General features: G+C 57.7%; 22 protein-coding genes. 8 read left to right on the plus strand and 14 right to left on the minus strand.

The features are described from left to right. Positions 1–196: 196 nt before the first annotated feature. Entirely contained in the window at positions 197–1909 is a 1713-nt protein-coding gene (locus USH94_RS04950) for an ABC-F family ATP-binding cassette domain-containing protein (RefSeq protein WP_111963617.1), read from the minus strand. 330 nt (positions 1910–2239) lie between these two features. On the opposite strand from USH94_RS04950, the gene USH94_RS04955 reads away from it, so the two are divergent. Beyond that, on the plus strand, positions 2240–3067 hold the full coding sequence (locus USH94_RS04955) for an HNH endonuclease signature motif containing protein (protein WP_111963616.1): 828 nt from the start codon (positions 2240–2242) through the stop codon (positions 3065–3067). Between the two features lie 24 nt (positions 3068–3091). On the opposite strand, the gene USH94_RS04960 is transcribed toward USH94_RS04955, so the two are convergent. The 4 genes from USH94_RS04960 to USH94_RS04975 form a co-directional block, all read right to left on the minus strand. Next, positions 3092–4789, minus strand: coding sequence for an NAD-dependent malic enzyme (locus USH94_RS04960; RefSeq protein ID WP_023335794.1), 1698 nt, complete (start codon positions 4787–4789; stop codon positions 3092–3094). Positions 4790–4965: 176 nt separating this feature from the next. Continuing rightward, positions 4966–5103: a stationary-phase-induced ribosome-associated protein gene (sra, locus tag USH94_RS04965; RefSeq protein WP_008501714.1), complete on the minus strand. Its 138-nt coding sequence runs from the start codon at positions 5101–5103 to the stop codon at positions 4966–4968. A gap of 95 nt (positions 5104–5198) precedes the next feature. Beyond that, on the minus strand, positions 5199–5414 hold the full coding sequence (bdm, locus tag USH94_RS04970) for a biofilm-dependent modulation protein (protein ID WP_013096534.1): 216 nt from the start codon (positions 5412–5414) through the stop codon (positions 5199–5201). Positions 5415–5646: 232 nt separating this feature from the next. Then, the gene (locus USH94_RS04975; protein ID WP_111963615.1) at positions 5647–6498 is read right to left on the minus strand and encodes a Vmh family MBL fold metallo-hydrolase; all 852 of its coding nucleotides are present in this window, start codon (positions 6496–6498) and stop codon (positions 5647–5649) included. Between the two features lie 110 nt (positions 6499–6608). Here USH94_RS04975 and USH94_RS04980 point away from each other — a divergent pair, with 110 nt between their 5' ends. Further along, complete coding sequence (locus USH94_RS04980) at positions 6609–7484, plus strand: LysR family transcriptional regulator (RefSeq protein WP_111963614.1); 876 nt, start codon at positions 6609–6611, stop codon at positions 7482–7484. 19 nt (positions 7485–7503) lie between these two features. On the opposite strand, the gene USH94_RS04985 is transcribed toward USH94_RS04980, so the two are convergent. Next, a complete protein-coding gene (locus USH94_RS04985; RefSeq protein WP_111963613.1) occupies positions 7504–8463 on the minus strand; it encodes a hypothetical protein in 960 nt (319 codons plus the stop codon). 115 nt (positions 8464–8578) lie between these two features. Here USH94_RS04985 and USH94_RS04990 point away from each other — a divergent pair, with 115 nt between their 5' ends. After that, positions 8579–9007 carry an OsmC family protein gene (locus USH94_RS04990; RefSeq protein ID WP_023311893.1) on the plus strand — a complete coding sequence of 143 codons (429 nt, stop codon included), beginning with the start codon at positions 8579–8581 and terminating at the stop codon, positions 9005–9007. A 23-nt stretch (positions 9008–9030) separates the two neighbouring features. Here USH94_RS04990 and USH94_RS04995 read toward each other — a convergent pair whose 3' ends face one another. Beyond that, entirely contained in the window at positions 9031–9936 is a 906-nt protein-coding gene (locus USH94_RS04995; protein ID WP_111963612.1) for a LysR family transcriptional regulator, read from the minus strand. Positions 9937–10051: 115 nt separating this feature from the next. On the opposite strand from USH94_RS04995, the gene USH94_RS05000 reads away from it, so the two are divergent. Then, positions 10052–10801: an SDR family oxidoreductase gene (locus USH94_RS05000; protein WP_111963611.1), complete on the plus strand. Its 750-nt coding sequence runs from the start codon at positions 10052–10054 to the stop codon at positions 10799–10801. On the opposite strand, the gene USH94_RS05005 is transcribed toward USH94_RS05000, so the two are convergent. The 7 genes from USH94_RS05005 to USH94_RS05035 are packed head-to-tail and all read right to left on the minus strand — an operon-like array spanning position 10798 to position 17631. Further along, positions 10798–11727: an ABC transporter ATP-binding protein gene (locus USH94_RS05005; protein WP_111963610.1), complete on the minus strand. Its 930-nt coding sequence runs from the start codon at positions 11725–11727 to the stop codon at positions 10798–10800. The genes USH94_RS05000 and USH94_RS05005 overlap by 4 nt on opposite strands. Beyond that, positions 11720–12706, minus strand: coding sequence for an ABC transporter ATP-binding protein (locus USH94_RS05010; RefSeq protein WP_111963609.1), 987 nt, complete (start codon positions 12704–12706; stop codon positions 11720–11722). Before USH94_RS05010 ends, USH94_RS05005 begins: the two co-directional genes overlap by 8 nt. Then, entirely contained in the window at positions 12706–13599 is an 894-nt protein-coding gene (gene ddpC, locus USH94_RS05015) for a D,D-dipeptide ABC transporter permease (protein ID WP_111963608.1), read from the minus strand. Before ddpC ends, USH94_RS05010 begins: the two co-directional genes overlap by 1 nt. Next, positions 13596–14618: an ABC transporter permease gene (locus tag USH94_RS05020; RefSeq protein WP_111963607.1), complete on the minus strand. Its 1023-nt coding sequence runs from the start codon at positions 14616–14618 to the stop codon at positions 13596–13598. The genes ddpC and USH94_RS05020 overlap by 4 nt, the downstream gene beginning before the upstream one ends. A gap of 22 nt (positions 14619–14640) precedes the next feature. Beyond that, positions 14641–16173 carry an ABC transporter substrate-binding protein gene (locus USH94_RS05025; RefSeq protein ID WP_111963606.1) on the minus strand — a complete coding sequence of 511 codons (1533 nt, stop codon included), beginning with the start codon at positions 16171–16173 and terminating at the stop codon, positions 14641–14643. Positions 16174–16188: 15 nt separating this feature from the next. Next, positions 16189–16764: a D-alanyl-D-alanine dipeptidase gene (gene ddpX / locus USH94_RS05030; protein WP_111963605.1), complete on the minus strand. Its 576-nt coding sequence runs from the start codon at positions 16762–16764 to the stop codon at positions 16189–16191. Positions 16765–16776: 12 nt separating this feature from the next. Then, a complete protein-coding gene (locus tag USH94_RS05035; protein WP_111963604.1) occupies positions 16777–17631 on the minus strand; it encodes a MurR/RpiR family transcriptional regulator in 855 nt (284 codons plus the stop codon). A 266-nt stretch (positions 17632–17897) separates the two neighbouring features. On the opposite strand from USH94_RS05035, the gene USH94_RS05040 reads away from it, so the two are divergent. The 4 genes from USH94_RS05040 to USH94_RS05055 all read left to right on the plus strand — a co-directional run bounded on the left by USH94_RS05040 (position 17898) and on the right by USH94_RS05055 (position 23356). Then, positions 17898–19379 carry an alpha/beta hydrolase gene (locus tag USH94_RS05040; RefSeq protein WP_111963603.1) on the plus strand — a complete coding sequence of 494 codons (1482 nt, stop codon included), beginning with the start codon at positions 17898–17900 and terminating at the stop codon, positions 19377–19379. Positions 19380–19474: 95 nt separating this feature from the next. Further along, complete coding sequence (locus USH94_RS05045; RefSeq protein ID WP_111963602.1) at positions 19475–20686, plus strand: diguanylate phosphodiesterase; 1212 nt, start codon at positions 19475–19477, stop codon at positions 20684–20686. A gap of 88 nt (positions 20687–20774) precedes the next feature. Further along, positions 20775–21665: an aminoimidazole riboside kinase gene (locus USH94_RS05050; protein WP_111963601.1), complete on the plus strand. Its 891-nt coding sequence runs from the start codon at positions 20775–20777 to the stop codon at positions 21663–21665. A 173-nt stretch (positions 21666–21838) separates the two neighbouring features. Further along, positions 21839–23356 (plus strand): carbohydrate porin, encoded by a 1518-nt coding sequence (locus tag USH94_RS05055; RefSeq protein WP_111963600.1) that lies wholly within the window; start codon positions 21839–21841, stop codon positions 23354–23356. The last annotated feature ends 26 nt before the right edge of the window (positions 23357–23382 follow it).

Here is a 23382-nt window from a genome sequence, read left to right on the forward strand (position 1 = left end):
GTATCTCCTTGTTCATGATGAGTATCTGCATAGCAGGTGTAATACTCCTCAAGGATTAGTGGTTTGGCGCTGTAATGCAAGGCAACGGCAACATAATGTCATTATTTAATCCATTTTCAGAATAAGAATACGGCGTTCCTCTAATAATTTAGGGGGAAAATACTGGCCCGGCGAGAGAGACTCGCCGGGCGCAGACTTACAGCTGTGCTTCTATCTCCTTAATCTCTTTACGCCATTGAGCCTGCAGCTGCGGCTTTTGATGCTTAGGCTTACGCGCCAGATCGTCTTCCAGCAGCGTTTCCAGTGCGACCAACCGTTCGAGCAGATCGTCATACGGCGAGGATTGAACCGCCGAAGCGGTGATAGCAGGTGCGGTGGATGTCACCAGCCCCGCGCTTTCACGCAGACGCTCAAAGACCGCTTCTGCATCGTGCCACTCGCTCAGCTTTTCCTCTTCAATCAGCCAGAAACGGTTGCAGCTTTGGCTAATTAACTGTCGGTCATGGCTGACCAGCAGAACGCCGCCTTCAAACTGCTGAAGGGTTTGCGCCAGCGCCTCTTTGCCTTCCATGTCAAGGTGGTTAGTTGGCTCATCCAGCATCAGCAGGCTGTAGCGGGCAAGCGTCAGGCCCACGAACAGCAGGCGCGAACGCTCGCCGCCGCTGAGCGTGCTGACTTTCTGCCCGTGGCGGGACCACGGGAACCCGGCGCTTATCAGGGCCATTTTGCGATTCTGCGGATCCGGTGCGAAAGGCTCCAGCGCGTCGAGAAGCGTGGCGTTGTCTGTAAGCTGATGAAGCGTCTGGTCGTAGTAGCCAGGCGACACGCGCGGATGGATTTTCAGCCCGCTTTCCGCCGGTTCATCCGTAAAATGTCGCCAGATAAGCTTCATCAGTGACGATTTGCCGCAGCCGTTACGACCAACAATCGCCACGCGATCGCCGCTTTTCAGCCGCGCCGTTTCGATGTTAAACAGCGGCGGTAGCCCAGGCGCGGGCGGGACGCCGAGGTTTTCCATCTCCAGTAGACGGTCCGCCCGCAGCGCGTCGCCGCGCAGAGTTAACGTCCACGGGCTGCCCGCCGTGAGCGCGGTCTGGCTCTCTTTGAGCCGTTCGACCTGTTTTTCCATCTGTTTGGCTTTGCGGGCCAGGTCTTCGTTGTCGTAAACCTTGCCCCAGGTCGCCAGACGTTTGGCGCTTGCGGTTACGCGGTCGATCTCCTTTTGCTCCGCCTTGTGGCGCTGCGCGTCGCTTTCATCTTTGGCGTCAAGAGCCTGGCGTGCTGCCGTACAGGGAAGGGCAAAGTAGTGCAGCGTTTTATCGCGCAGGATCCAGCTACCGTTGGTGACGGCATCCAGCAGCTGTCTGTCATGCGAGACCAGCACAAAGCTACCCGACCAGTTCTGTAGAAAATATTCCAGCCAGAGCATGGTCGGCAAATCAAGGTGGTTGCTGGGTTCATCGAGCAGAAGCAGGTCTGGCTCGTGAATCAACGCCCGCGCCAGCAGCAGGCGGGTGTGCTGTCCGCCGCTCAGCGTGGCGGAGTGCAGCATCATATCCTGCGGCGTAAAGCCCATGCCTGCCAGCAGCGTTTCGGCTTTCCAGCGCAGGCTGTCCCGTTCAGTTGAGGGCAACTGGGCCAGGACTGCATCCAGCATGGTCAGCGGAAAAATAGCGTCCGGGAGATGTTGCTCCACGCGCGCCATAAGGCAGTGCCCGGCCAACGCTACCGTTCCGGCCGCAGGGGAGTCCGTGCCGTCCAGCACCTTCAGCAGCGTACTTTTACCGCAGCCGTTGTCGCCCAGCAGACCAATGCGGTCGCCTTTTTTCAGCGTAAAGGAGAGTGAGTCGAAGAGCGTGCCAAACGCCGTATCAACGCGTAAAGATTGTGCAGTGAGTAAAGTGCTCATTGTTGCTTACCCAAGAGTTACAGGCATGTTTATGCCTCGTCAAACATCGCTGACGATAACTCAGTAAGCCCGAGAGAAGGGATTTCAGGGGTTGGTGTCTTCGCTCAAGCAGAAGTTATCGCAGCACGATACCGATAACGCTTGAGCTGGTGCGATCACCAAATGTATGTGAAACATTGAAAATTTCACGATACAGCATAATTGGCCTCCTTATATATTCAGTGGGTTAATGTGTGCCGAAAGTATAATCGAATGTCACATGATTGCACGTTAAGATTTTTGTCATTATGCCGATACCCTTCATTATGAAACCAAAAGGAGGTTGAGCGTATGGCCTATTATTACGCCTATCACAGTGCATCTAATTCCAGCAATTTTGATTACATAAAGGGCTATGGTGTTAGTGCAGGTAGTGAGAAAAAGCTGAGTAATGTAAAAGCAGGCGACTTTGTCTTTGTCATCCAAAATGTTCATAAATCTGTGGGATACCAGCTTTGCGGACTTTACCGTATTGAAGGGATCGATTTTGAGGAGGGAAAAGTTTACCCCCATCGTGTGCAGTTGAGCGATGTGTCTAAGCTAGATGATTTTATTACGCTTGATCGCCACGAACTAAGCAAAGTTCTGCCTCCAGCGGGCAAAGAATCCCGTTGGGATCGCTTCATGAATCACTTCGCTCAAACAGGAAGAACATTCCAGAAGCCTCTGGACGCGACGGTTATTACCATCCTCAAGGAACAACTTAACCAACAGCGAGTGGACTGCGAAGATATTCCAGGCCGCGATGAAAACGACTTTTACGACAAAGTCAGCAAGGCGTTAAAACTACAATCTGAGGAAAGACGAAAGCGGCTGCAAAATGCGTCTGTTCATCCGGCGAAAAAACAGGTTTCCGTCTGGCGTTACGATCGTAATCCCGATGTGGTGGCCGAAGTACTCCTCAGAGCTCAAAATAAATGTGAATGTTGTGATGCCCCCGCGCCATTTCAGCGTACGAAGGATGGGAGATATTATTTAGAAGTTCATCACATTATTCCGCTATCAGAAAATGGGGAAGACAACGTAGACAATGCTATTGCCCTTTGCCCTAACTGTCATCGGCAGGAGCATTACGGTGAACCGCGGATAGATAAAAGCTGGCAACCTGGCAAAAAATAAGTGGGCCAGTGGCCCACTCACATTTTAAATCGACGTACGGCGATAGCTGCGGTATTCAGGCTTCCAGAAGTTGTCGTCGATGGCCTGCTGCAGCGCGTCGGCAGAGGTTTTCACCGCCACGCCCTGCTGCTGCGCCATTTTACCTACCGCAAACGCGATCGCGCGCGACACCTTGTGAATGTCCTTCAGCTCCGGCAGCACCAGCCCTTCACCGTTGTTGACCAGCGGAGAGTAGCCCGCGAGGGTTTCGCTCGCCGACATCAGCATCTCATCGGTAATGCGGGACGCGCCGGAGGCGATTACGCCCAGTCCAATGCCCGGGAAGATATAGGAGTTGTTGCACTGCGCAATCGGATAGGTTTTATCCTTCCACACCACCGGGTCGAACGGACTGCCGGTCGCAACCAGCGCGTTACCTTCGGTCCAGGCAATGATGTCCTGCGGCGTTGCCTCTACGCGGGAAGTCGGGTTAGACAGCGGCATCACGATAGGGCGCTCGCAGTGCTTGTGCATCTCGCGAATAATCTCTTCGGTGAAGAGACCGGTTTGCCCGGAAACGCCGATCAGAATATCCGGCTTCACGTTGCGCACCACATCCAGCAGGGAAAGGACTTCGTTGTCGGTATCCCAGTTTTTCAGGTTTTCGCGTTTCTGCACCAGCTTCGTCTGGAACGGCAGCAGGTTCGGCATGCCGTCGGTCAGCAGGCCGAAACGGTCAACCATAAAGACGCGGGAGCGGGCCAGCTCTTCGCTTAAGCCTTCGCGCTGGGTCTGGGCGATAATCTGCTCGGCAATACCGCAGCCCGCAGAGCCTGCGCCCAGGAAGACGATTTTCTGGTAGCTCAGCTGGCTGCCGGCTGCGCGGCTGGCGGCGATAAGCGTACCCACCGTCACGGCTGCGGTGCCCTGGATATCGTCGTTAAAGGAGCAGATCTCATCGCGATAGCGGTTCAGCAGCGGCATCGCGTTTTTCTGCGCGAAGTCTTCAAACTGCAGCAGAACGTCCGGCCAGCGGTGCTTCACTGCCTGGATGAAGTCGTCGACAAACTGATAGTACTCGTCGTCGGTAATACGCGGATGGCGCCAGCCCATATAGAGCGGGTCGTTTAGCAACTGCTGGTTGTTGGTGCCGACGTCCAGCACGACCGGCAGGGTATACGCCGGGCTGATGCCGCCGCAGGCGGTATAGAGAGAGAGTTTACCGATGGGGATCCCCATCCCGCCAATGCCCTGGTCGCCGAGGCCGAGAATACGTTCGCCGTCGGTCACCACAATTACTTTGATATTGTGGTTCGGCACGTTCTGCAGAATATCGTCCATGTTGTGACGGTTCTGATAGGAGATGAATACCCCGCGGGAGCGACGGTAGATCTCTGAGAAGCGCTCGCAGGCCGCACCCACCGTAGGGGTGTAGATCACCGGCATCATCTCTTCGAGATGGTTCTGCACCAGGCGATAGAAGAGGGTTTCGTTGGTATCCTGAATGTTGCGCAGGTAAATGTGTTTGTCGATTTCAGTTTTGAAACCCTGATACTGGATCCACGCGCGCTCTGCCTGTTCTTCAATGGTTTCAACCACTTCCGGCAGTAAACCCAGCAGGTTAAAGCTGCTGCGCTCTTCCATACTGAAGGCACTGCCTTTGTTGAGCAGGGGGAATTCGAGTAAAACCGGTCCGGCGTATGGGATGTATAAGGAACGATGTTTTTTCAGTTTGTTGTCCATGTCACTCACTCTTTTTATGAAGATCCGTCCCTGACACTGCTGTTTGTCATCTTTCTGGCCTGTGCGATGGGGTGCGGTCCGACGGTATTATAAAGGAGCTAAATATTAATTACCGCAACACATAAACAAAAACACCACCGGGATTACCGATGGTGTTCTGGATCTCAGTCTGGAACTTACTTGCCGGCGTGGCGTTTTCTGCCGGTGGCGTGCGTGACTTGCGTTTCGTGGTCGCCTTCAATCACCACTTTACGCTGATTCGAAAGCTTGTAGTTCAGTCCCAGAATATGGCGTGCCTGACGGTTCGATTTCATGTTAACTCCTCAATCCTGTTGATAGTTTTAAGGACCAGTTTGCTTACGCAAACGAAATGTAACCCCTTAGGTTGCAGATCCAGCTTAGCAGGTTTTTACAAGGGTGCGTTTTGCCCGCTGACGACGTAGTTAATGGTCTGCTGGTAGATGTCACTGAGGATGTCATTATCTGTGGATTCCACCCACTTGGTCAGTTCCATCAAAATGTCATCTTCAGTCACAGCACCGTGCTCGGCGTGAAGACCCTGCGCAATCGCGTTAACGAGTTCAGGTTGTGCTGCTGCGGTATTAGCCGGGTAATAAGTAAACATGCTGCCTCCGTGTCGTTTTCTGTTTAATGGTACGGCTCGCAAAAAATTTAATTCATAAACAGAATGGCAAATATTTTCCCGGTTGTGGTTCAGATTCATCTTAGAAATAAAAATGACATAAGTGCATGCTTTTATGCGCTTTTGAAATGTGGGGGTTAATCGAAGTGCTGTTGAGAGGATATTATAACGGTGCTCCTGCTATCACGAAAATATAGCAGGAGCAGAATTTAAATTACCACTTCATTTCGCCGGTATTCACCTTAGCGCTTAATTCCAGTGAGCTCTCTTCGGCCAGGTTTGGATACTGTTTTTTCAGGGTGCTGATGACGCCCGCAGAATCTTTATGTGCCGATAACGCCTGTTCAAAATGCTGCAGATAGTCGCGGGTAAAATCAATCGCCCCTGTCCCGGCTGGCGGGGTACCCAGATAGTGACCCGGAATCACGCGCTCGGGTTTATGCGCCGCCATGTTCACCAGCGTTTCCTGCCACTGCTTACGGCTTTCCGCCGTCTGGGTGTCTGCCGTCCAGACGTGAATGCCCCAGGCTACCCCGGTGCCGCCGAGGATGGTTTTCGCTGACGGGATCCACACATAGGCCGCGTAGCTGTCAGGCTGTTCTATGTCGATCTTCTCACCGTCAACCATAAACGTGGTGGAGGCGAGCACCTGTGGGACGACCAGCTCGGTCGGTGCGCCGTCTTTCATTTGTGGACCCCAGAAGGCGAGCTTGGCGTCTTTGGTGGCCTTGATGTGGTCAACCACGTGCTGCGTGGCCACGACTTTGGCGTTCGGGAAGGCTTTAACCAGCGGCTGCAGGCCAAAATAGAAATCCGGATCGCCGGAGGTGATCACAATCTTATTCAGGGTTTTACCGCTGCGGCGAATTTTCTCTACCAGCGCTTCGCCATCCTTCACGCTGAACTGCGCGTCAAACAGTACGGCTTCTTTCGGGCCGGAAACCAGGGTGGAGGAGACAGCGAAAATGCCTTTCTCCTGCGGGTTATAGGTGTCAATGGTCAACGGCGCGGCAAAAACAGCGGGTGTGAAAAGGGTGGAAAGCAGGGCAAGGTGAGTTAATTTCATGCTGTTGTCTCTGTTGTTCAGGAATGTCTCTATTGTACGGAAATTCGCATTTGCCAGAATTCCTGAAACAAGACATGCTTAGTTTCATAAATCGAGCAAATGGAGTTGATATGGATCGCGTTATTGCCGCTCAGGTTTACAACCGGATATGCGAGCTGGGGAGTTTGAGCGCTGCAGCCCGCGCGCTGGGTATTTCCCGACCGATGGTCAGCCGGTACCTTGAACAAATGGAGAAGTGGGCGGGCACGCGGCTGGTAAACCGCTCCACGCGCAAGCTGACGCTGACCGCAGCAGGCGAAAAGGTGCTGCAAAAAACGCGGACCCTCTCGCAGATCTCTCAGGAAATTGAAGGCCCGTCTGAAAAAGATCTGCCGTCCGGCACCCTGCGGGTGGCATGCGCGCACTTTACCGCCATGCATCTGATTGCGCCGGTGCTGCCCGGTCTGCTCGCGCGCTACCCGCAGCTGCGCATCGAGCTGGACGTGAATAACCACCCGGTTAGCCTGGTGGGAGAGCGCATTGATGTCGCCGTACGTATTACCGATAACCCTGAACCCGGCATGATTGCCCGCCGGCTGGGGGAGTGCCGCTCGGTGCTTTGCGCCTCGCCGGAGTATCTGACACAACACGGTATCCCCGTCAGCCCCGAAGAATTAGCCCGGCATAACTGCCTGCATTACAGCTTTTTTGCCGGGCAGTCCTGGCACTTCCTGACGCCGGAAGGAGAAAGCCTGAGCGTGGCAGTCAGCGGCAACCTGAGCGCCAGCATCTCTTCGCTGTTGATGGACGCGGCTATCAAGCACTGTGGTATTGCCATGCTGCCGGAGCGCGAGGCGCGTGCCGCGCTGGATCAGGGATTGCTGGTGTCGGTACTGGAGGCTCTGGAGCCGAAACCGCTTGCCATCCATGGCATTTATCAGTCACGGGAATACCAGCCTGCCGCGCTGCGCGTGTTCCTCGACGAACTGGCCCGCTACCTGGCTTAAGAGCAGGGTTGACGGGTGATTATTTTGCCTTTAGCCAGGGAGAGGATGTGCTCCAGAAAATAATATCCGCCCCGAGATAATTTTCCGCGAACCGATCAAATTCTGCTTTGGTGAAGGGCTTGCCGGTCTCAGGATTTTTATAGGTCAGGGTCGGTTCCTGAACCGCCATGGCGATGAGCGGCAGCGTCTGTTTATTTTTATGGAAGAAGGGATAGGCATTCTTCATGTGTGCCTTGCGATTGGGGACAATATCCGGCCCACCCAGACCGACATTATTGGCGCTGGCATACGTAAACAGACGCCCCATGTAGTTGTGGTCATTATCCCACTCGCACGGCCAGAAGTTCACGTATTGCACCACGTGTGATTTCTTAAAAGCCTTTCGCGCAAAGGCCAGATTTTCCATTTCTCCAGCGAAATAGCTGTCGCAGGTAAACCCGGCGGGCGGATTTTTTTCGTCGAGATCGATGGCGGTTTCGGGCAGGTTTACGCCATACACCTCGCCATCAAAGCGTTTCGCGAGGGCGGCCAGCAAAGCCTGGTAGCGCAGGCGCACGGCGGGATCCCACTGACGTGCCACCCATCCTGAACCGACAGGCTTGCCTTCTCCGGGGTTATCGAACTGCGGCGCAATCCCGCCTCCGTATTGCTTATCGTGCATCAGATAGTCCGGCACGTAGCGGGCGTCCGCCTCAAAGAAACGATCCTGGATTTGAATAAAGAGTTTTTTTCCGGCGGCCTTAACGCGCGCCAGATCCTGCTCTATCCGCGAGAAGTCATAGTTGTCTTTGCCGGGCTCCAGCAAGCGCCAGTTGTAAACGATCTGCACCCCGCCGACATCGCTTCGCGCAACGAGCGGAAACACCGCGTCGAGCTCGCCGGAGCTGGTGTAGATAAAATTCTCCGGCGTTTTCGCCAGTGAAGACAGCGATACCGCCAGTGTGGTCAGGGCAACGGCCATGCTGATTTTTAGCGCCATATCATTATCCTTTTTGTCGGTTCAGCAGGTGAAAGTCCTGGAATTGTCTGTGTTCCAGAGTGGGTCAGATGCGTAGTCTATACTTAACCCTTTGTAAGCCAAAAGGAGAGCAAGAATGACTATTCATAAGCACGGTTCGGCACACTGGTCTGGCGACATTAAGCGCGGTAAAGGGACGGTTTCCACCGAGAGCGGCGTTCTCAATCAGCAGCCTTATGGTTTCAATACCCGCTTTGAGGGTGAAAAGGGGACCAACCCCGAAGAGCTGATTGGCGCGGCACATGCGGCCTGTTTTTCGATGGCGCTGTCGCTGATGCTCGGTGAAGCGGGCTATACCGCTGACTCTATTGATACCACGGCGGACGTCTCTCTGGATAAAACCGACGGCGGCTTTGCCATCACAAAGGTTGCCCTGAAAAGCAAGGTCACCGTTCCAGGCATCGCCCCCCAGCAGTTCGATGGCATTATTCAGAAAGCAAAAGCGGGCTGTCCGGTATCGCAGCTCCTGAAAGCCGAGATTACCCTGGACTATAAGCTTAACTAAGCCCCAGCCGGGTTCGCGCCCGGCTACCCCTTCAGCGCGGCGGGGAACACCTCCGCCAGCCACGCAATAAACACCTTAAGACGGTGCGTCAGATGCCGGTTCTGCGGGTAAACCACATGAAACGGATAGGCGGCAGGGCGCCAGTCGCTCAGGATCGCCGTCAGCGTTCCCGCCCGTAAATACGCATTTGCCGAATACTCAAACGTCTGAACGATCCCTAATCCCGCTGCGGCAGCCGCCAGATGGGCATTACTTTCGTTTACGCCGAGATAATGCGGAATGTTGATTTCCAGCGCCTCGCCGTTCTCTCTGAAGCGAAACGGAAATGCCCGCCCGGTGACGGGCGAGAGGTAGCTAATGAGCTTGTGGCCGTTGCACAGCTCCTGCGGATAGGCCGGAACGCCGTGGTTTTTCAGGTAACCCGGCGTCGCGCAGGTCACCATTTCGGCGTTGCCAATATGGCGGGCGATGAGGGTCGAGTCGTTCAGCGGGCCGCCGCGGATGACGCAGTCTACGTTACCGCTGATAAGATCCACCGGACGATCGGCTACCCCAAGGTCGATGCGGATTTCCGGATAACGCTGCATAAAATCCGGCAGCAGGGGGATAAGCACGTCGCGGGCGGTGGATCCGCCTATATCAACCCGCAGATGCCCTTTTGGCGTCGCGCGGGAAATGCGAAACGCGGTGTCGATGTCTTCGATATCTATCATGACCCTCAGCGCTTTTTCATAGTATTCCATCCCTTCCGGCGTCGCGACCACCCGTCGAGTGGTGCGGTGCAGAAGGCGTATATCCAGGTGCGCCTCAAGCGATTTGACCAGCTTGCTCAGGGTGGCGATCGGCATATTCAGCGAGTCCGCCGCGCGGGTAAAGCTGCCGGTTTCCACCACCCGGGTAAAAGCGCGCATCGCCATTAGCTGGTCCATTAGGCTCCCCTGATTATTTCTGTTTGTGAATAGTCATTTTCATTTTTGCCGGTTTTTCACTAATCCTGCAAGGGCTAAAGTTTGTCCAACGCAAACCCAATAAAAGGTAAATGACATGAACACGACTCTTTCAGGAAAAATTGCACTGGTCACCGGCGGCAGCACCGGCATCGGTCTTGCCGCGGCCCAGGAGCTGGCGGCACAGGGCGCGAAGGTGTACATCACCGGACGTCGTCAGGCCGAGCTTGACGCGGCGGTCGCAGAAATTGCTTCAACGGCAGTGGGCATTCGCGCGGACGTGTCAAAACTGGCGGATCTGGACGAGGTCTATGCACGGATAGCCAAAGAAGAGGGCCGCCTCGATATTCTGTTCGCCAATGCCGGTGGCGGCGATATGCTGCCGCTGGGCGCGATCACCGAAGAGCAGTTTGACCGGATTTTTGGCACCAACGTCCGCGGGGTGCTGTTTACGGTGCAGAAGGCGTTGCCTCTGCTCTCCGCCGGATCGTCGATTATTCTGACCGGTTCGACGGTGTCCATTAAGGGGACGGCAAACTTTAGCGTCTACAGCGCCAGCAAGGCCGCCGTGCGCAACTTTGCCCGCTCCTGGGCGCTGGATTTGCAGGGCCGTGGGATCCGCGTCAACGTGGTCAGCCCGGGCCCGATCAAAACCCCTGGCCTCGGCGATCTGGTGCCGGAAGAACACCGTCAGGGGCTGTACGACGCGCTGGCCGCTCAGGTGCCGCTGGGCCGTTTAGGCGCGCCGGGCGAGGTGGGGAAAGCGGTGGCGTTTCTGGCCTCCGACGCGGCCAGCTTTATTAACGCCACCGAGCTGTTCGTGGACGGTGGGATGGCGCAAATTTAACCCAGACTGCGCCAGCAGCGGACGTCACGGCCCTCGCGAGAGGGCTGTAACGGCTGAGGACGTTCGCACCCCTGCGCGGCCATCGGGCATCGGTCACGGAAAAAACAGCCTTCGGGCAGATGACGGTTGCCGGGAAGCTCCGTTTTGCGTAAGGCCAGCGTTTCATCCAGCGGTTCACCGGTGCGGGGAACCGAATCGAGCAGCAGACGGGTGTAAGGATGGCGCGGCTCCCCAAGCACCTGAGCGGCGCTGCCCAGCTCCACAATCTGCCCAAGGTACATCACCGCCACGCGGTCGCTCATGTGCCGGACCACCGAGACGTTATGCGAGATCAACACGTAGGTCAGATTACGCTGCTGCTGCAGGGTCACCAGCAGGTTGAGGATCTGCGCCTGCACGGAGATGTCCAGCGCGCTGGTGGGTTCATCAAGCACGATGATATCCGGATCGGACGAGAGCGCCCGGGCGATGGCAATGCGCTGACGCTGCCCGCCGGAGAAGGCGTGCGGAAGCCGGTCGAGATACTCCGGGCGAATGCCCACCTGCAGCGCCAGGTTTTCAGCCAGCTGACGGCGGTCGCGCTCGCTGCTGCGCTTTTGTACCCAAACCGGCTCGGTGATGATGCGCCAGACCGGCAGGCGCGGGTCGAGCGAGGAGAGCGGATCCTGAAACACCATCTGCATGCCGCCCGCATGGTGCGACCGCTGGCAGGCGCCGGTGCTGGGCTTAAGCATGCCCATCAGCAGCTGGGCCAGCGTGCTTTTCCCGCAGCCCGATTCCCCGACGATACCGAGCGTTTCTCCCCGACGGATCTCAAGGTCGAGCCCGTTAAGCGCATGGACCTTTTCCGTCACGCGGCCCAGCCAGTTTTTACGCGCTGCAAAATTGACGTGCACGCTATCCAGTTCCAGCAGTACATCAGACATGGTGTTTCTCCCGTTGTGGATACCAGCAGGCGGCCTGTTGGCCTTCTGCCCCATTGGGCTGTAAGCGCGGCGTTTCGCTGCATTTCGCCCCGGCGGCAAAGCAGCGCTCGCGGAACGCGCATCCCGGCGGAAGCTGGCTGAGGTTGGGGACCGTGCCGGGGATGGCGGGAAGCGGGGCGCGCGGCTGGCCGTTTTCCGGCGCGCACTGCAGCAGGCCAATGGAATAGGGATGCACAGGCTGGTGGATCAGCGTTTGCGTGGCACCGCTCTCAATCACGCTGCCCGCATACATCACGTACATCCTGTCGCAGAGCTGCGACACCACGGCCATATCGTGGCTGATAAACAGCACCGAGGTGCCGCTGGCCCGCGCCTTGTGCTTCAGCAGGCGCAGCACCTGCAGCTGGACGGTGACGTCCAGCGCGGTGGTCGGTTCGTCGGCGATAATCAGCTCCGGCTCGCAGGAGAAGGCAAGGGCGATCATCACCCGCTGGCGCATGCCGCCGGACAGTTCAAACGGATAGCGCGCCATGACCTGCTTCGCGTCGGGTATTTGCATCTCTTCCAGCAGGGTAATCGCCTTCTGCTGCGCCTCGCGCCGTGAAAGCGGTTGATGCTGGCGAATTACCTCCACCATCTGTTTGCCAATCCGCCGCGTCGGGTTAAGGGCGGTCATGGGCTCCTGAAAAATCATCGCCACCTTTGCGCCGCGCCACTGGCGAAGCTGTTTCTCGGACGCCGTCAGGACGTTTTCGCCGAGTAATTTCACCTGGCCGTGATGAATGCGGTAGCTGCCTTCCGGCAGCAGACGCATGGCGAGCATGGCGGTCACCGATTTACCGGAACCGGATTCGCCCACCACGCCGACAATTTCACCCCTGCCGATCTCCAGCGAGACGTGGTTAAGCGCGTGGACCTCGCCGCGAAAAATCGGGAAGCTCAGGTGCAGGTCTTCAATCTTGAGTACCGGGTCGGTCATCACTGTTTCCCTCCTGACTTCGGATCCAGCAGATCGCGAATACCGTCTCCAAACAGGTTAAAGCCCACGGCGGTTATCAAAATCGCCGCACCGGGAAAGGCGCAGTACCACCACTGGTCCAGAACGTAGTTACGGCCGACGGCCACCATCGCGCCCCATTCGGCGGTCGGCTGCTGCGCCCCCAGGCCAATAAACCCCAGCGTGGCGGCCATCAGGATGGCGCTGCCGATGTCCAGCGACGCCTGCACGATCAGCGGCGGCAGGGCGTTGCGCAGGATATGCCAGCGGATCAAATGCCAGCGGGAGGCGCCAAAGGTGCGGGCGGCCTGCACGTAGGTAAACTGGCGCACCACCAGAGTTTGGCCGCGCGCCAGGCGGACGTAGAACGGAATGCGGACAATCGCAATTGCCAGCATGGCGTTAAACAGGCTCGGCCCCAGCGCGGCGGCCAGCGCCATGGTCAGCACCAGGGAAGGAATGGAGAGCATAATGTCCATTACCCGCATGATGACGGCGTCGCCGCGTCCGCCCAACACGCCGGACAGACAGCCCAGCAGCGAGCCGATGCCGCCCGCAATCATCACCACCGCCAGCCCGGCGGTAATGGACTGCTGGCTGCCCGCCAGCACGCGGCTGAACAGATCGCGGCCCACCTCGTCGGTACCAAACCAGTGCTGCGCGGACGGCGCCTGCAGGCGGGCGGTCAGATCCAGCGCGTTCGGGTCGTGCGGCACTATCCACGGCGCGGCCACCATAATGAAAAGCATCACCAACATAATGACGCCGCCAACGATCGTGAGCGGGCTTTGACGCAGCATCCAGAACAGCTTTGCCCAGTTGATGCGTTGTCTGGCGGTTTTAACCGGGACGGGCGTTTCCTGCGTTAACATCATTCGGCACCTCCGCGCCCGATTCGCGGGTCAATCCACAGGTAAAGCAGATCGACCACCAGATTAACCAGCACGTAGGCCAGCGAAACAACGACGGCAAAGCCCATCACGGCAGGGAAATCGAGCGCCTGAATGGACGTCACCACCCAGGCGCCCATGCCCGGCCAGGCAAAGACGGTTTCGGTCAGCACGGCGCCGTACAGCAGATCCCCCAGCGCTAGCCCGAGCACGGTAATCGACGGGATCATCGCATTCGGCAGGGCGTAGCGCAGGACGATATACCAGCCGGGCAGGCCGCTGGCGCGGGCCGTGCGAATGTAGTCCTCGCTAAGCTGCTCCAGCATCGCCGAACGGACCTGGCGTGCGACGATGCCCAGGTGGACAAATGCCAGCGTCAGCGAGGGTAAAATCAGGTGCTGCAGCGCATTGAAAAAGACCTCGCCGTTGCCCTCAAGGAGCGCGTCCAGCAGATAAAAGCCGGTGATGTGCGTCGGTGGATCGAGCCAGTCGTCCAGCCTGCCGCCGCCCGGCAGGATTTGCAGGTGCCCGTAGAACAGCACGATGACGCCCAGCCCAAGCCAGAAGGCCGGGGTGGAGATGCCAGTCATCGCCATTAAACGTACCAGGTGATCCAGCCAGCGGTTGCGGTACACCGCCGATAAAATCCCCAGCGGCACGCCGATGACCAGCGCCAGCAGGAGTGAACAAAAGGCCAGCTCCAGCGTGGCGGGGAAAAAGGCCTTCAGGTCTTCCGCAACCGGACGACCGGTACGGATGGACGTGCCTAAATCACCGTGGGCCAGGGCGTCCACGTAGCGGCCAAACTGAACGTACAGGGGCTGGTCCAGCCCTAACTGCTGGCGGATGTTCTGCACGATTTCGTCGCTGGCGCGATCGCCGGCCAGCAGACGTGCCGGATCGCCGGGGATCAGGTGCGAAATAATAAAGGTGATAATACAGACACCGGCCACCACCAGGAGTAACCCCCAGCAGCGCTGGCGCACTATGCTCCAGAACGTCATACGCTTTCCCCCGGCGAAACGGTTACTTGCTCATGGTGGCGATGTTGAACACCTGCTCGAGCATCGGATTAAAGGTGAAGCCTTTGACCTCTTTGTTCATCGCCAGCTGGTAGTTCTTCTGGAACAGATAGACGTAAGCCGCTTCGTCGATAACCACCTTTTGCGCCTGCTGGTAATCTTTGGTGCGTTCCGCCTGGTCGGTGGTTTTCAGCGCGGCCTGCAGCAGGGAATCGACCTCTTTGTTCTCATAGAACGAGCGGTTGCCCGGCAGCCCTTTTTTATCCGATTCGAACCAGTAGTTCATGAACATATACGGGTCGGCAAAGTCCGGGCTCCAGTTGCCGATGGCGATGTCGTAATCGCCTTTGCCGACGCGGTCGCGCATGGTGGCGTTGGCCAGTTTCTCCAGCTTGACGTTAATGCCGATCTTGCCAAGGCTGGCCTGGGTTGAGAGGGCGATAGGCTCCCAGTTTGGATCGTTGTCCGAGTAGAGGAAGGTCAGGCTGGCGGGCTTGTCTTTGACCTTCTCCAGGGCTGCTTTAGCTTTGGCCTCGTCGAGGCTGTACTGCATAGCCGCGGCGTCAAAACCCCACATGCCTTCCGGGATCGGGCCGCGCATTTGCTTGCCGTTGCCGCTCAGAATGCCTTTCACCATCCCCTGATAGTCCGTCGCCCAGGAGACCGCGCGGCGTAAATCCACCTGATTGAGCGGCGCTTTGCTGTTGTTGAGGTAGAGGTAGGTCACGCGCAGGGACGGGTATTCGGCAACGGCGACTTTGCCTTCCTGCTTCAGGGCCGCCAGCTGATCGACCGGCAGGGAGTCGGCAATGTCCAGGTCACCGCGGGAAAGCTGCAGACGGCGCGACGCGCTCTCACCGATAATTTTTACCGAGACGCGCTTAAAGTGCGGCTTGTCGCCAGACCAGTGCGGGTTTGGTACCAGCACCAGCTGCTGGCCTTTCTGCCAGCTTTTGAGCATAAACGGCCCGGAACCGGCGGTGTTTTGCGCCAGAAAACCGCGCGCATCGTCTGCGGCATTGGCCTTCAGCACCGCCGGGTTAATGATGGACGCCCCGTCGTTTGCCAGGGTGTAGAGGAAAGGCGCGAACGGCTGGCTGAGGGTGAACTTCACCGTATGGTCATCAACGGCATCTATTTTCAGATCTTTCGGGAAGGCTTCAGACGGCCCCTGGCTGAGCTTTAGCAGGCGCTCAAAGGAGAGTTTGACCGCCTCGGCGGTAACCGGCGTGCCGTCGGAAAATTTGGCGTTATCCGCCAGGGTGAAGGTCCACTCTTTCTGGTCGTCGGAAGCTTTCCAGCCCGTCGACAGATCGCCTTCCACCTCGGTAGAGCCTGGCTTGTACTTGACCAGACGCTGGTAGGACGGATAGGTGACGGTCCAGTCGTTGTTATCAATTGTGATGGCCGGATCGAGCGTTTGCGGGTCGGCGGCTTTACCGATCGCCAGCATGTCTTTCGGGACGGCAGCCAGCGCCAGCGGTGCGCTCAGGGCCAGCGTGGCGGCAATGATGGTCGAGAGAAGCGATGTTTTCATGGCAGTGCTCCAGGTTCAAAGAGAGGTGTGCGTCAGGGGAAAACAGGCAAAACGGTCGTCAAGCAGCGGGTAGCTGGCGGCGTTCGGCAGTTCGAAGTGCCACCATTCGCTGCTGATACCCACAAAACCGCCGCCAAACATGATGGCGTTCAGCAGCAGACGGTTACGCTGGGCGTGCGGCGGTACGGAGGGGTGATACGGATGCGATCGGTCATGCATTTCGTCAAAACCGGCGCCCATATCCAGCACGGCGTTATGTTCGTCCATCAGGGTGACGTCGATGGCCGTGCCGCGGCTGTGGTTGGAGCCAATCGCCACGTCGACCACGTATTCCGGGTTGGGGCAGGCCTCCCACAGCTGAGCCTGCGCCTGCTGCGGCCGATAGGCGTCGTAGACCACCAGCTTCAGCCCGGCCAGCGTGGCAATGCTGATGGCTTTTGCCAGCGCGGTAGCGGCATCGGTATGCAGCAGGCACAGCGCCTCCTGATAGATCGGACGGCCGGTGATGTTGTCGGCGGTGGCGTATTTCAGATCGATATGCAGCGTGGGGAACGTCTTCGCCACATCAATCAGTTCACTCTCTACGGGCATAGCTCCGCTCCTTTAGCGTTCGAATTGACCAAACTCTTGTTGTAATTGTCGGTTTACCGCCAGACGAGCCGGAAGCGCATCACCCAGCGCTTCCACCACGCCCGACAGCAGCAGGTTGAACAGGCAGCTTACGGGGGCAAGTGAATCCCAGAAATGACCGGTATCGGTTTTCACCTGCAGCAAATCCATCGGGTAATCCCGCGCCCACGGGCACCAGATGTCGGTGATTAAGGCCAGCGGAATGCCTTTCTCGCTCGCGACGCGGCAGTACTGGCGCGCCATTGCGGAGTAGGTACGCGTATCTGTCAGCACGACATAAGGGTGCGAGAACCCCGAGTTCAGGGATTCCACCCAGCTGCCGGATGCCCCTTCGGAGTAGCTCACCCGCGGGCGGAGGTATTCAAGGTGGCTGAAGAAGGCATTGGCGATCCCGCGCGTGGACTGGATCCCCAGCACAAAGACCGCGTCCGCGTGGGCCAGATGGTGTACCACCTGGCGGAAGGCGTCCGTTTGCGCCAGCTGGTACACCTGCGTGATGGCATCCACTTCCAGCGACAGGGCGTGCTGAAGGCGGCTGGAAAGAGGGCGCTGCTGCTGCCAGGAGTCGAGCCGCTCGTTCATGCCCCAGGGCTGATACGGATCGCGCAGGCTTTTTTTGGCATCTTCCAGGTTGCGGTACCCCAGCTTGCGCAGGAAGCGTCCGACGGTAATTCCGCTGGTCCCGCTCGCCTGACCCACACTTTCCGCCGTTTCAAACGGGATTTGCGCGGCGTGCGCCAGCAGCCAGCTTCCGACCCGCTTTTCGCTGGGCGTGAGCTGGCTGAACGTCGCTTCGATACGGCTCAGCATCTCAGGTTTCGTCGTCATACCGCCTCGCTGTTAACAGGCTGTCAATGGTCGAATTTGTGTTACCCGGTTAACAATGCATGACGCGTGCCATATTCACAGGCGGGCGAAAACCCGCTGCGCAGTAAACTTCATGCAATATTTAGTTAACCAATGATCAACATTTGTGCAGCGTAGTTCACTTTTGGTGCACTGGCTGAGCGGGCAGGTATGAATTTGGTGAATACGTCAGTCCGTTCACATTTTTGATAAGATAGATGTACTGTGAATATAAAAGGGATCCCGGCATGGCAAATCTGCCCTGGCGAGTCAGCGTGCGCCTGATCGCGCTTGCAAAGAAAACAGGAATGATCGTGGGGATCGTACTGGTCGTCCTGATGGCGGTGCGGGTCTATCTCTCGCAGCAGGGGCCGGAACTGCACCTGTGGCACACCTGGCGGGCCAATGAGATGTCCGCGCGCGAGATGGACAACACCGACTTTGCCGGGTATCAGGCCCGGGAAAGGGCGATTTTCACCGATCTGGATAACGCGGTGACGGCGAAAACAGCGGGCGAGGAACAAACCCCGTTAAACCGCTATTACCGCCAGAGCCTGGTGTGGCCCGGTCAGTTTTCCCCCGATGCCAACCGCTCCTTTGTGCTGATGCCGGCCGGAAAGCCACGCGGCGCGGTGGTGTTGCTGCACGGGCTGACGGATTCGCCTTACAGCGTCAGGCGTCTTGCCGTGAACTATCAGCAGCACGGCTTTGTGGCCGTCGTCCCGCGTCTACCCGGACACGGCACCGCGCCCGGTGCGCTGACGGACGTTGACTGGGAAATGTGGCTGGCGGCGACGCGTCTTGCGGTGCGGGAAGCCACGCGCCTGGCGGGTGAAGCTGTGCCTTTGCATCTGGTGGGCTACTCAAACGGCGGGGCGCTGGCGATGAAATATACCCTTGATGCGCTTGACACCTCTGCGCTGCGTAAACCCCAGCAGGTGATCCTGCTCTCACCGATGATCGGCGTGACGGCCTTTGCGCGCTTTGCCGGTTTCGCCGGGTTACCGGCGCTGCTGCCGGCGTTTGCTAAAGCAGCCTGGCTGAATATTGCGCCGGAATATAACCCGTATAAATACAATTCTTTCCCGGTTAACGCCGCTCGCCAGTCGTGGCTGCTGACGAAGGCCCTGCAGGAGCAGATTGGCCGTGAGGCGCGGGAAAACAGGCTGGCGAATTTGCCGCCGGTGCTGGCGTTCCAGTCGGTCATGGATTCTACGGTCAGCACCCGCGCGGTGGTGACCGGCCTGTTTGACCAGCTTCCCGCAAACGGCAGCGAGCTGGTGGTGTTTGACATCAACCAGGCGGCGAGCTTCCGCCCGCTGTTCAAACCGTCGTCGTGGACGGCTACCTCGGCGCTGCTGCCGGTTGCGCAAAGGCGTTACAGTGTCACTATTATCACCAATGCCGGCGAGCACAGTTTCTCGACGGTGGCGAAAATCACTCCAGCAGGCAGCACGCAGGAGACGGTCGTGCCGCTTGCGCAGTCCTGGCCGCAGGATGTCTATTCCCTGTCGCACGTTGCGGTGCCGTTCACGCCGGATGACGATCTCTATGGTCGTGAACCTGCAGTGAAAAACCGCTACGGCATCAGCCTCGGGACGATTGCGCTCTGGGGAGAAACGTCCGTGTTGAGCGTCGGAAAAGAAGCGCTGATGCGGGTCACCTCGAACCCGTTCTACGACTATATGCAGGAGAGGATCGACAGCCGGATTGGCGACGGGGGAAAGTAACGTTCCTTTGTGGTGTGAATAAGTTAGGTCGCATTGATTAAGTATGTTAAATAGAAGCTTCAAAGCACCTCTCTTTCTCATCGGAACCCATTTTTGTGCTGACGACTCTGATCTACCGAAGCCAGTTGAATTTATCCCCCCCGACCACTGAACTGCGGGAGCTGGTGGAGCGCGCCAGGGGCCGCAATGCAAAACTGAATATCACCGGCGTCCTCCTTGCTAAAGGGAACGACGTTCTGCAGATCCTCGAAGGGTCGGAAGAGAGTGTGGTCAAACTGTTCCACACCATCCGTGAGGACAAGCGGCACAGCGGGGTGGTTGAACTGCTGCGGGACTATGGTCCGCGCAGACGCTTCGAAAACGTCGGCATGCTGCTGTTCGATCTGCAAATGCAGTCGCCGAAAGAGGTGCTGCAGTCGGTGCTGCGCTACAGCAAGCTGGAGAGCTATCTGACCTCCGACGATCGGGTGTTCAAATTTATTCAGACCTTTATAACCGGTAAACGTCCGGCCCCGTCGGGGGCACGCTACACCCCGGACAAATGGACGCTCTCGACCGAAACGTTACCCTTTGGTGAGCATCTGGGCCTGATTGTCGGGCAAACCTGCCAGTTTGCGCTGCAGCCTATTGTCGAGCCCTCGGAAGGGAAGATCAGCTCCCTTGAGGCGCTTATCCGCGGCAACGACGGCGGCAGCCCGGAGCATTTCTTCAGCACCGTTAACCCGGACAATGTCTACGAAGTCGATCTCCAGACAAAAGCGTATGCCTTTGCGCTGGCGGAAAAGCTGGGCATTGGCAGCCATAAAATCGCGGTAAACCTGCTTCCCATGTCGCTGGTTAATGTCCCTGGCGCGGTGGAATTTCTGGTCAATCAGATTAAAAAGCATGGCCTTCAGCCGGAGCAGGTGGTCATTGAAGTCACTGAAAACGAGATGATCTCCGGGTTCAACCAGTTTAACAGCGCCATTAAGCAGCTTCGCGGCGAGGGGATTGGCCTGGCGATCGATGATTTTGGTTCGGGCTATGCCGGGCTTTCGCTGCTGACCCGCTTCCAGCCTGACAAAATTAAAATCGACCGCGAAATTGTCAGCAACATCCACCTGAGCGGCCCGAAGCAGGCGATCGTGCGCTCCATCATCAGCTGTTGCTCCGATCTGGAAATCACCCTGGTGGCTGAAGGCATTGAGAAAATAGAAGAGTGGTGCTGGCTTGAATCCGCCGGTATCCGTCGTTTCCAGGGCTTCCTGTTTGCCCGGCCGCAGCTTAATGGCGTCGGCGATATCTACTGGCCGCATCTGGTGCGGTAAGGCAATTTTCCCTCCCGTTATTTCCCCTTTGCCCGGCCTGTGCTTAAATAGCTAAAACGGTTTAACATAGTTTAGCTAAGAGGATCACATGAAGAAAATCTGGGTACTTGGCGATGCGGTAGTGGATTTGCTGCCCGATGGAGAAGGCAGATTGCTGCAGTGTCCCGGCGGCGCACCGGCAAACGTTGCGGTCGGAATTGCCCGGCTCGGCGGCCAGAGCGCCTTTATCGGCAGGGTTGGCGACGATCCTTTCGGGCGCTTTATGGCGAAAACGCTCGCTGACGAGCGGGTTGACGTGACGTGGATGCGCCTTGACCCGGCGCACCGCACCTCAACGGTAGTGGTCGATCTGGACGACCATGGCGAGCGCTCGTTTACGTTCATGGTGCGCCCGAGCGCCGATCTGTTTCTGGAACCCGCCGATCTGCCACCGTTTAGCGCCGGAGAGTGGCTGCACGTCTGCTCCATCGCGCTAAGCGCAGAGCCGAGCCGTACGGCGACATTTGAGGCGATGGCCGCCATCCGTGAAGCGGGCGGTTACGTCAGCTTCGACCCCAATATTCGCCCGGACCTCTGGCCGGATGAGAACGCACTGCATGGCTGCCTGGAGCAGGCCCTGCAAAGCGCCGACGTGGTGAAACTTTCGGTAGAAGAGCTGGCCTTTTTCACCGGCAGCGCGGAGGTCAACGTTGGTCTGGAGGTGCTGATGCAGCGCTGCCCGGCGCGTCTGGTGCTGGTCACTCAGGGTAAAGAGGGCGTCATCGCCTGGCATGACGGCGCCGTGGAGCACTATCCGGCAACGCCCGTTGAGTGTGTCGATACCACCGGCGCGGGCGATGCCTTCGTGGCGGGACTGCTCTACGGGCTGGCTGCCGGGCAGGACCTGACGCCGGTCATCGCCTTAGCCCAGCGCTGCGGCGCGCTGGCCACCACGGCCAAAGGGGCGATGACCGCCTTGCCGTGGCAGCACGAACTGTAATTCCTCCCTTCACTGGCCGCCATCCGGCGGCCTGAATTGTCGCCTCGATCACACTTACTAAAACGGTTTAGCAAAAAAGATTGCCGATCCAAAATTCACAGGTTTAGTATCAGCAACCTAAACCGGTTTAGCAATTTAGCACGTTTAATGACTTCTTTTAGGGATGCGACAAAATGTATAAAAAACGCAGACTTGCCGTGATGATAGGCATGCTGGCCGGAAGTACCTCTGTTTTTGCCCAAACGGATATGACAAGTATCGAAGTGCGTCTTGCCGCGATGGAGCAGCGCCTCCAGGCGGCGGAAACGCGTGCGCAGGTGGCTGAAAAACGCGCCGCCGATGCAGAACAAAAAACGCAGCAGCTGGTTGCAGCGCAGCAGCAGACGCAAACGACAACTCAGGCGGTAGCGCAGCGCACCACCGCGCTGGAGAAGAAGGCGGATCAGACCGGCGGGTTTGAGTTCCACGGCTACGCCCGCTCGGGCCTGCTGATGAACGATGCGGCCTCCAGCAGCAAAAGCGGCCCTTATCTGACCCCGGCCGGAGAAACCGGCGGCGCGGTAGGGCGTCTGGGGAACGAAGCCGACACCTACGTTGAGCTGAACCTGGAGCACAAGCAAACCCTGGATAACGGGGCGACCACGCGCTTCAAGGCGATGCTGGCCGACGGTCAGAGAACCTATAACGACTGGTCAGCCGATACCAGCGATCTCAATATTCGCCAGGCTTTCGCGGAGCTGGGCAACCTGCCTGATTTTACCGGCGCGCTGAAGGGCAGTACCTTCTGGGCGGGTAAACGCTTCGACCGCGACAACTTTGACATCCACTGGCTGGACTCCGACGTGGTGTTCCTGGCCGGTACCGGCGGCGGCGTCTACGACGTGAAATGGAACGATTCGCTGCGCAGTAACTTCTCCATTTACGGCCGCAACTTCGGCAGCGTGGAGCAGACCGACAACAACGTTCAAAACTATATTCTCAGCATGAACCACTTCGCCGGCCCGTTCCAGCTGATGGTGAGCGGCCTGCGGGCGAAGGATAACGACGACCGTAAAGACACTAACGGCGATCTGATTAAAACGGATGCCGCCAATCACGGCGTTCATGCCCTGGTAGGCTTGCATAATGATAGCTTCTACGGCCTGCGCGAAGGGACTGCCAAAACGGCGCTTCTGTACGGTCACGGTCTGGGGGCGGAAGTCAAAAGCATCGGCTCCGACGGCGCGTTGCTGTCTGAGGCGGATACCTGGCGCTTCGCAAGTTACGGTGTCACGCCTGTGGGCGGCGGCTGGAGCGTTGCGCCCGCCGTTCTGGCGCAGAGCAGTAAAGATCGCTACGTCAAGGGCGATAGCTATGAGTGGGTAACGCTCAACACCCGCCTGATTAAAGAGGTCACCCAGAATTTCGCGCTGGCGTTTGAGGGAAGCTATCAGTACATGGATTTAAATCCGGAAGGCTATAAGGACCGCAACGCCGTCAACGGCAGTTTCTACAAGCTGACCTTTGCGCCAACCTTAAAAGCGAGCAAAATCGGCGATTTCTTCAGCCGTCCTGAGCTGCGCCTGTTTGCCACCTGGATGGACTGGAGCAGCAAACTGGATCATTACGCCAGCGATGATGCCTTTGGCAGCAGCGGCTTCAACGCCGGCGGGGAATGGAACTTTGGGGTCCAGATGGAAACCTGGTTTTAACCCATCACGCTCCCGCCTGGCGGGAG

Source organism: Enterobacter sp. 148H3, from assembly GCF_034107425.1.
Taxonomy (GTDB): Bacteria; Pseudomonadota; Gammaproteobacteria; order Enterobacterales; family Enterobacteriaceae; genus Enterobacter; species Enterobacter vonholyi.

Excerpts from the sequence above, each read along its gene's own strand:
- USH94_RS05025 (WP_111963606.1), bottom strand. The coding sequence starts at position 16,173 with ATGAAAACATCGCTTCTCTCGACCATCATTGCCGCCACGCTGGCCCTG.
- USH94_RS05055 (WP_111963600.1), top strand. The coding sequence starts at position 21,839 with ATGTATAAAAAACGCAGACTTGCCGTGATGATAGGCATGCTGGCCGGA.
- USH94_RS04950 (WP_111963617.1), bottom strand. The coding sequence starts at position 1,909 with ATGAGCACTTTACTCACTGCACAATCTTTACGCGTTGATACGGCGTTT.
- USH94_RS04990 (WP_023311893.1), top strand. The coding sequence starts at position 8,579 with ATGACTATTCATAAGCACGGTTCGGCACACTGGTCTGGCGACATTAAG.
- USH94_RS05035 (WP_111963604.1), bottom strand. The coding sequence starts at position 17,631 with ATGACGACGAAACCTGAGATGCTGAGCCGTATCGAAGCGACGTTCAGC.
- USH94_RS04975 (WP_111963615.1), bottom strand. The coding sequence starts at position 6,498 with ATGAAATTAACTCACCTTGCCCTGCTTTCCACCCTTTTCACACCCGCT.
- USH94_RS04980 (WP_111963614.1), top strand. The coding sequence starts at position 6,609 with ATGGATCGCGTTATTGCCGCTCAGGTTTACAACCGGATATGCGAGCTG.
- USH94_RS04985 (WP_111963613.1), bottom strand. The coding sequence starts at position 8,463 with ATGGCGCTAAAAATCAGCATGGCCGTTGCCCTGACCACACTGGCGGTA.
- USH94_RS05000 (WP_111963611.1), top strand. The coding sequence starts at position 10,052 with ATGAACACGACTCTTTCAGGAAAAATTGCACTGGTCACCGGCGGCAGC.
- USH94_RS05050 (WP_111963601.1), top strand. The coding sequence starts at position 20,775 with ATGAAGAAAATCTGGGTACTTGGCGATGCGGTAGTGGATTTGCTGCCC.
- ddpC (WP_111963608.1), bottom strand. The coding sequence starts at position 13,599 with ATGATGTTAACGCAGGAAACGCCCGTCCCGGTTAAAACCGCCAGACAA.
- USH94_RS05040 (WP_111963603.1), top strand. The coding sequence starts at position 17,898 with ATGGCAAATCTGCCCTGGCGAGTCAGCGTGCGCCTGATCGCGCTTGCA.
- USH94_RS05020 (WP_111963607.1), bottom strand. The coding sequence starts at position 14,618 with ATGACGTTCTGGAGCATAGTGCGCCAGCGCTGCTGGGGGTTACTCCTG.
- USH94_RS05010 (WP_111963609.1), bottom strand. The coding sequence starts at position 12,706 with ATGACCGACCCGGTACTCAAGATTGAAGACCTGCACCTGAGCTTCCCG.
- bdm (WP_013096534.1), bottom strand. The coding sequence starts at position 5,414 with ATGTTTACTTATTACCCGGCTAATACCGCAGCAGCACAACCTGAACTC.
- USH94_RS05005 (WP_111963610.1), bottom strand. The coding sequence starts at position 11,727 with ATGTCTGATGTACTGCTGGAACTGGATAGCGTGCACGTCAATTTTGCA.
- USH94_RS04960 (WP_023335794.1), bottom strand. The coding sequence starts at position 4,789 with ATGGACAACAAACTGAAAAAACATCGTTCCTTATACATCCCATACGCC.
- USH94_RS04955 (WP_111963616.1), top strand. The coding sequence starts at position 2,240 with ATGGCCTATTATTACGCCTATCACAGTGCATCTAATTCCAGCAATTTT.
- USH94_RS04995 (WP_111963612.1), bottom strand. The coding sequence starts at position 9,936 with ATGGACCAGCTAATGGCGATGCGCGCTTTTACCCGGGTGGTGGAAACC.
- ddpX (WP_111963605.1), bottom strand. The coding sequence starts at position 16,764 with ATGCCCGTAGAGAGTGAACTGATTGATGTGGCGAAGACGTTCCCCACG.
- sra (WP_008501714.1), bottom strand. The coding sequence starts at position 5,103 with ATGAAATCGAACCGTCAGGCACGCCATATTCTGGGACTGAACTACAAG.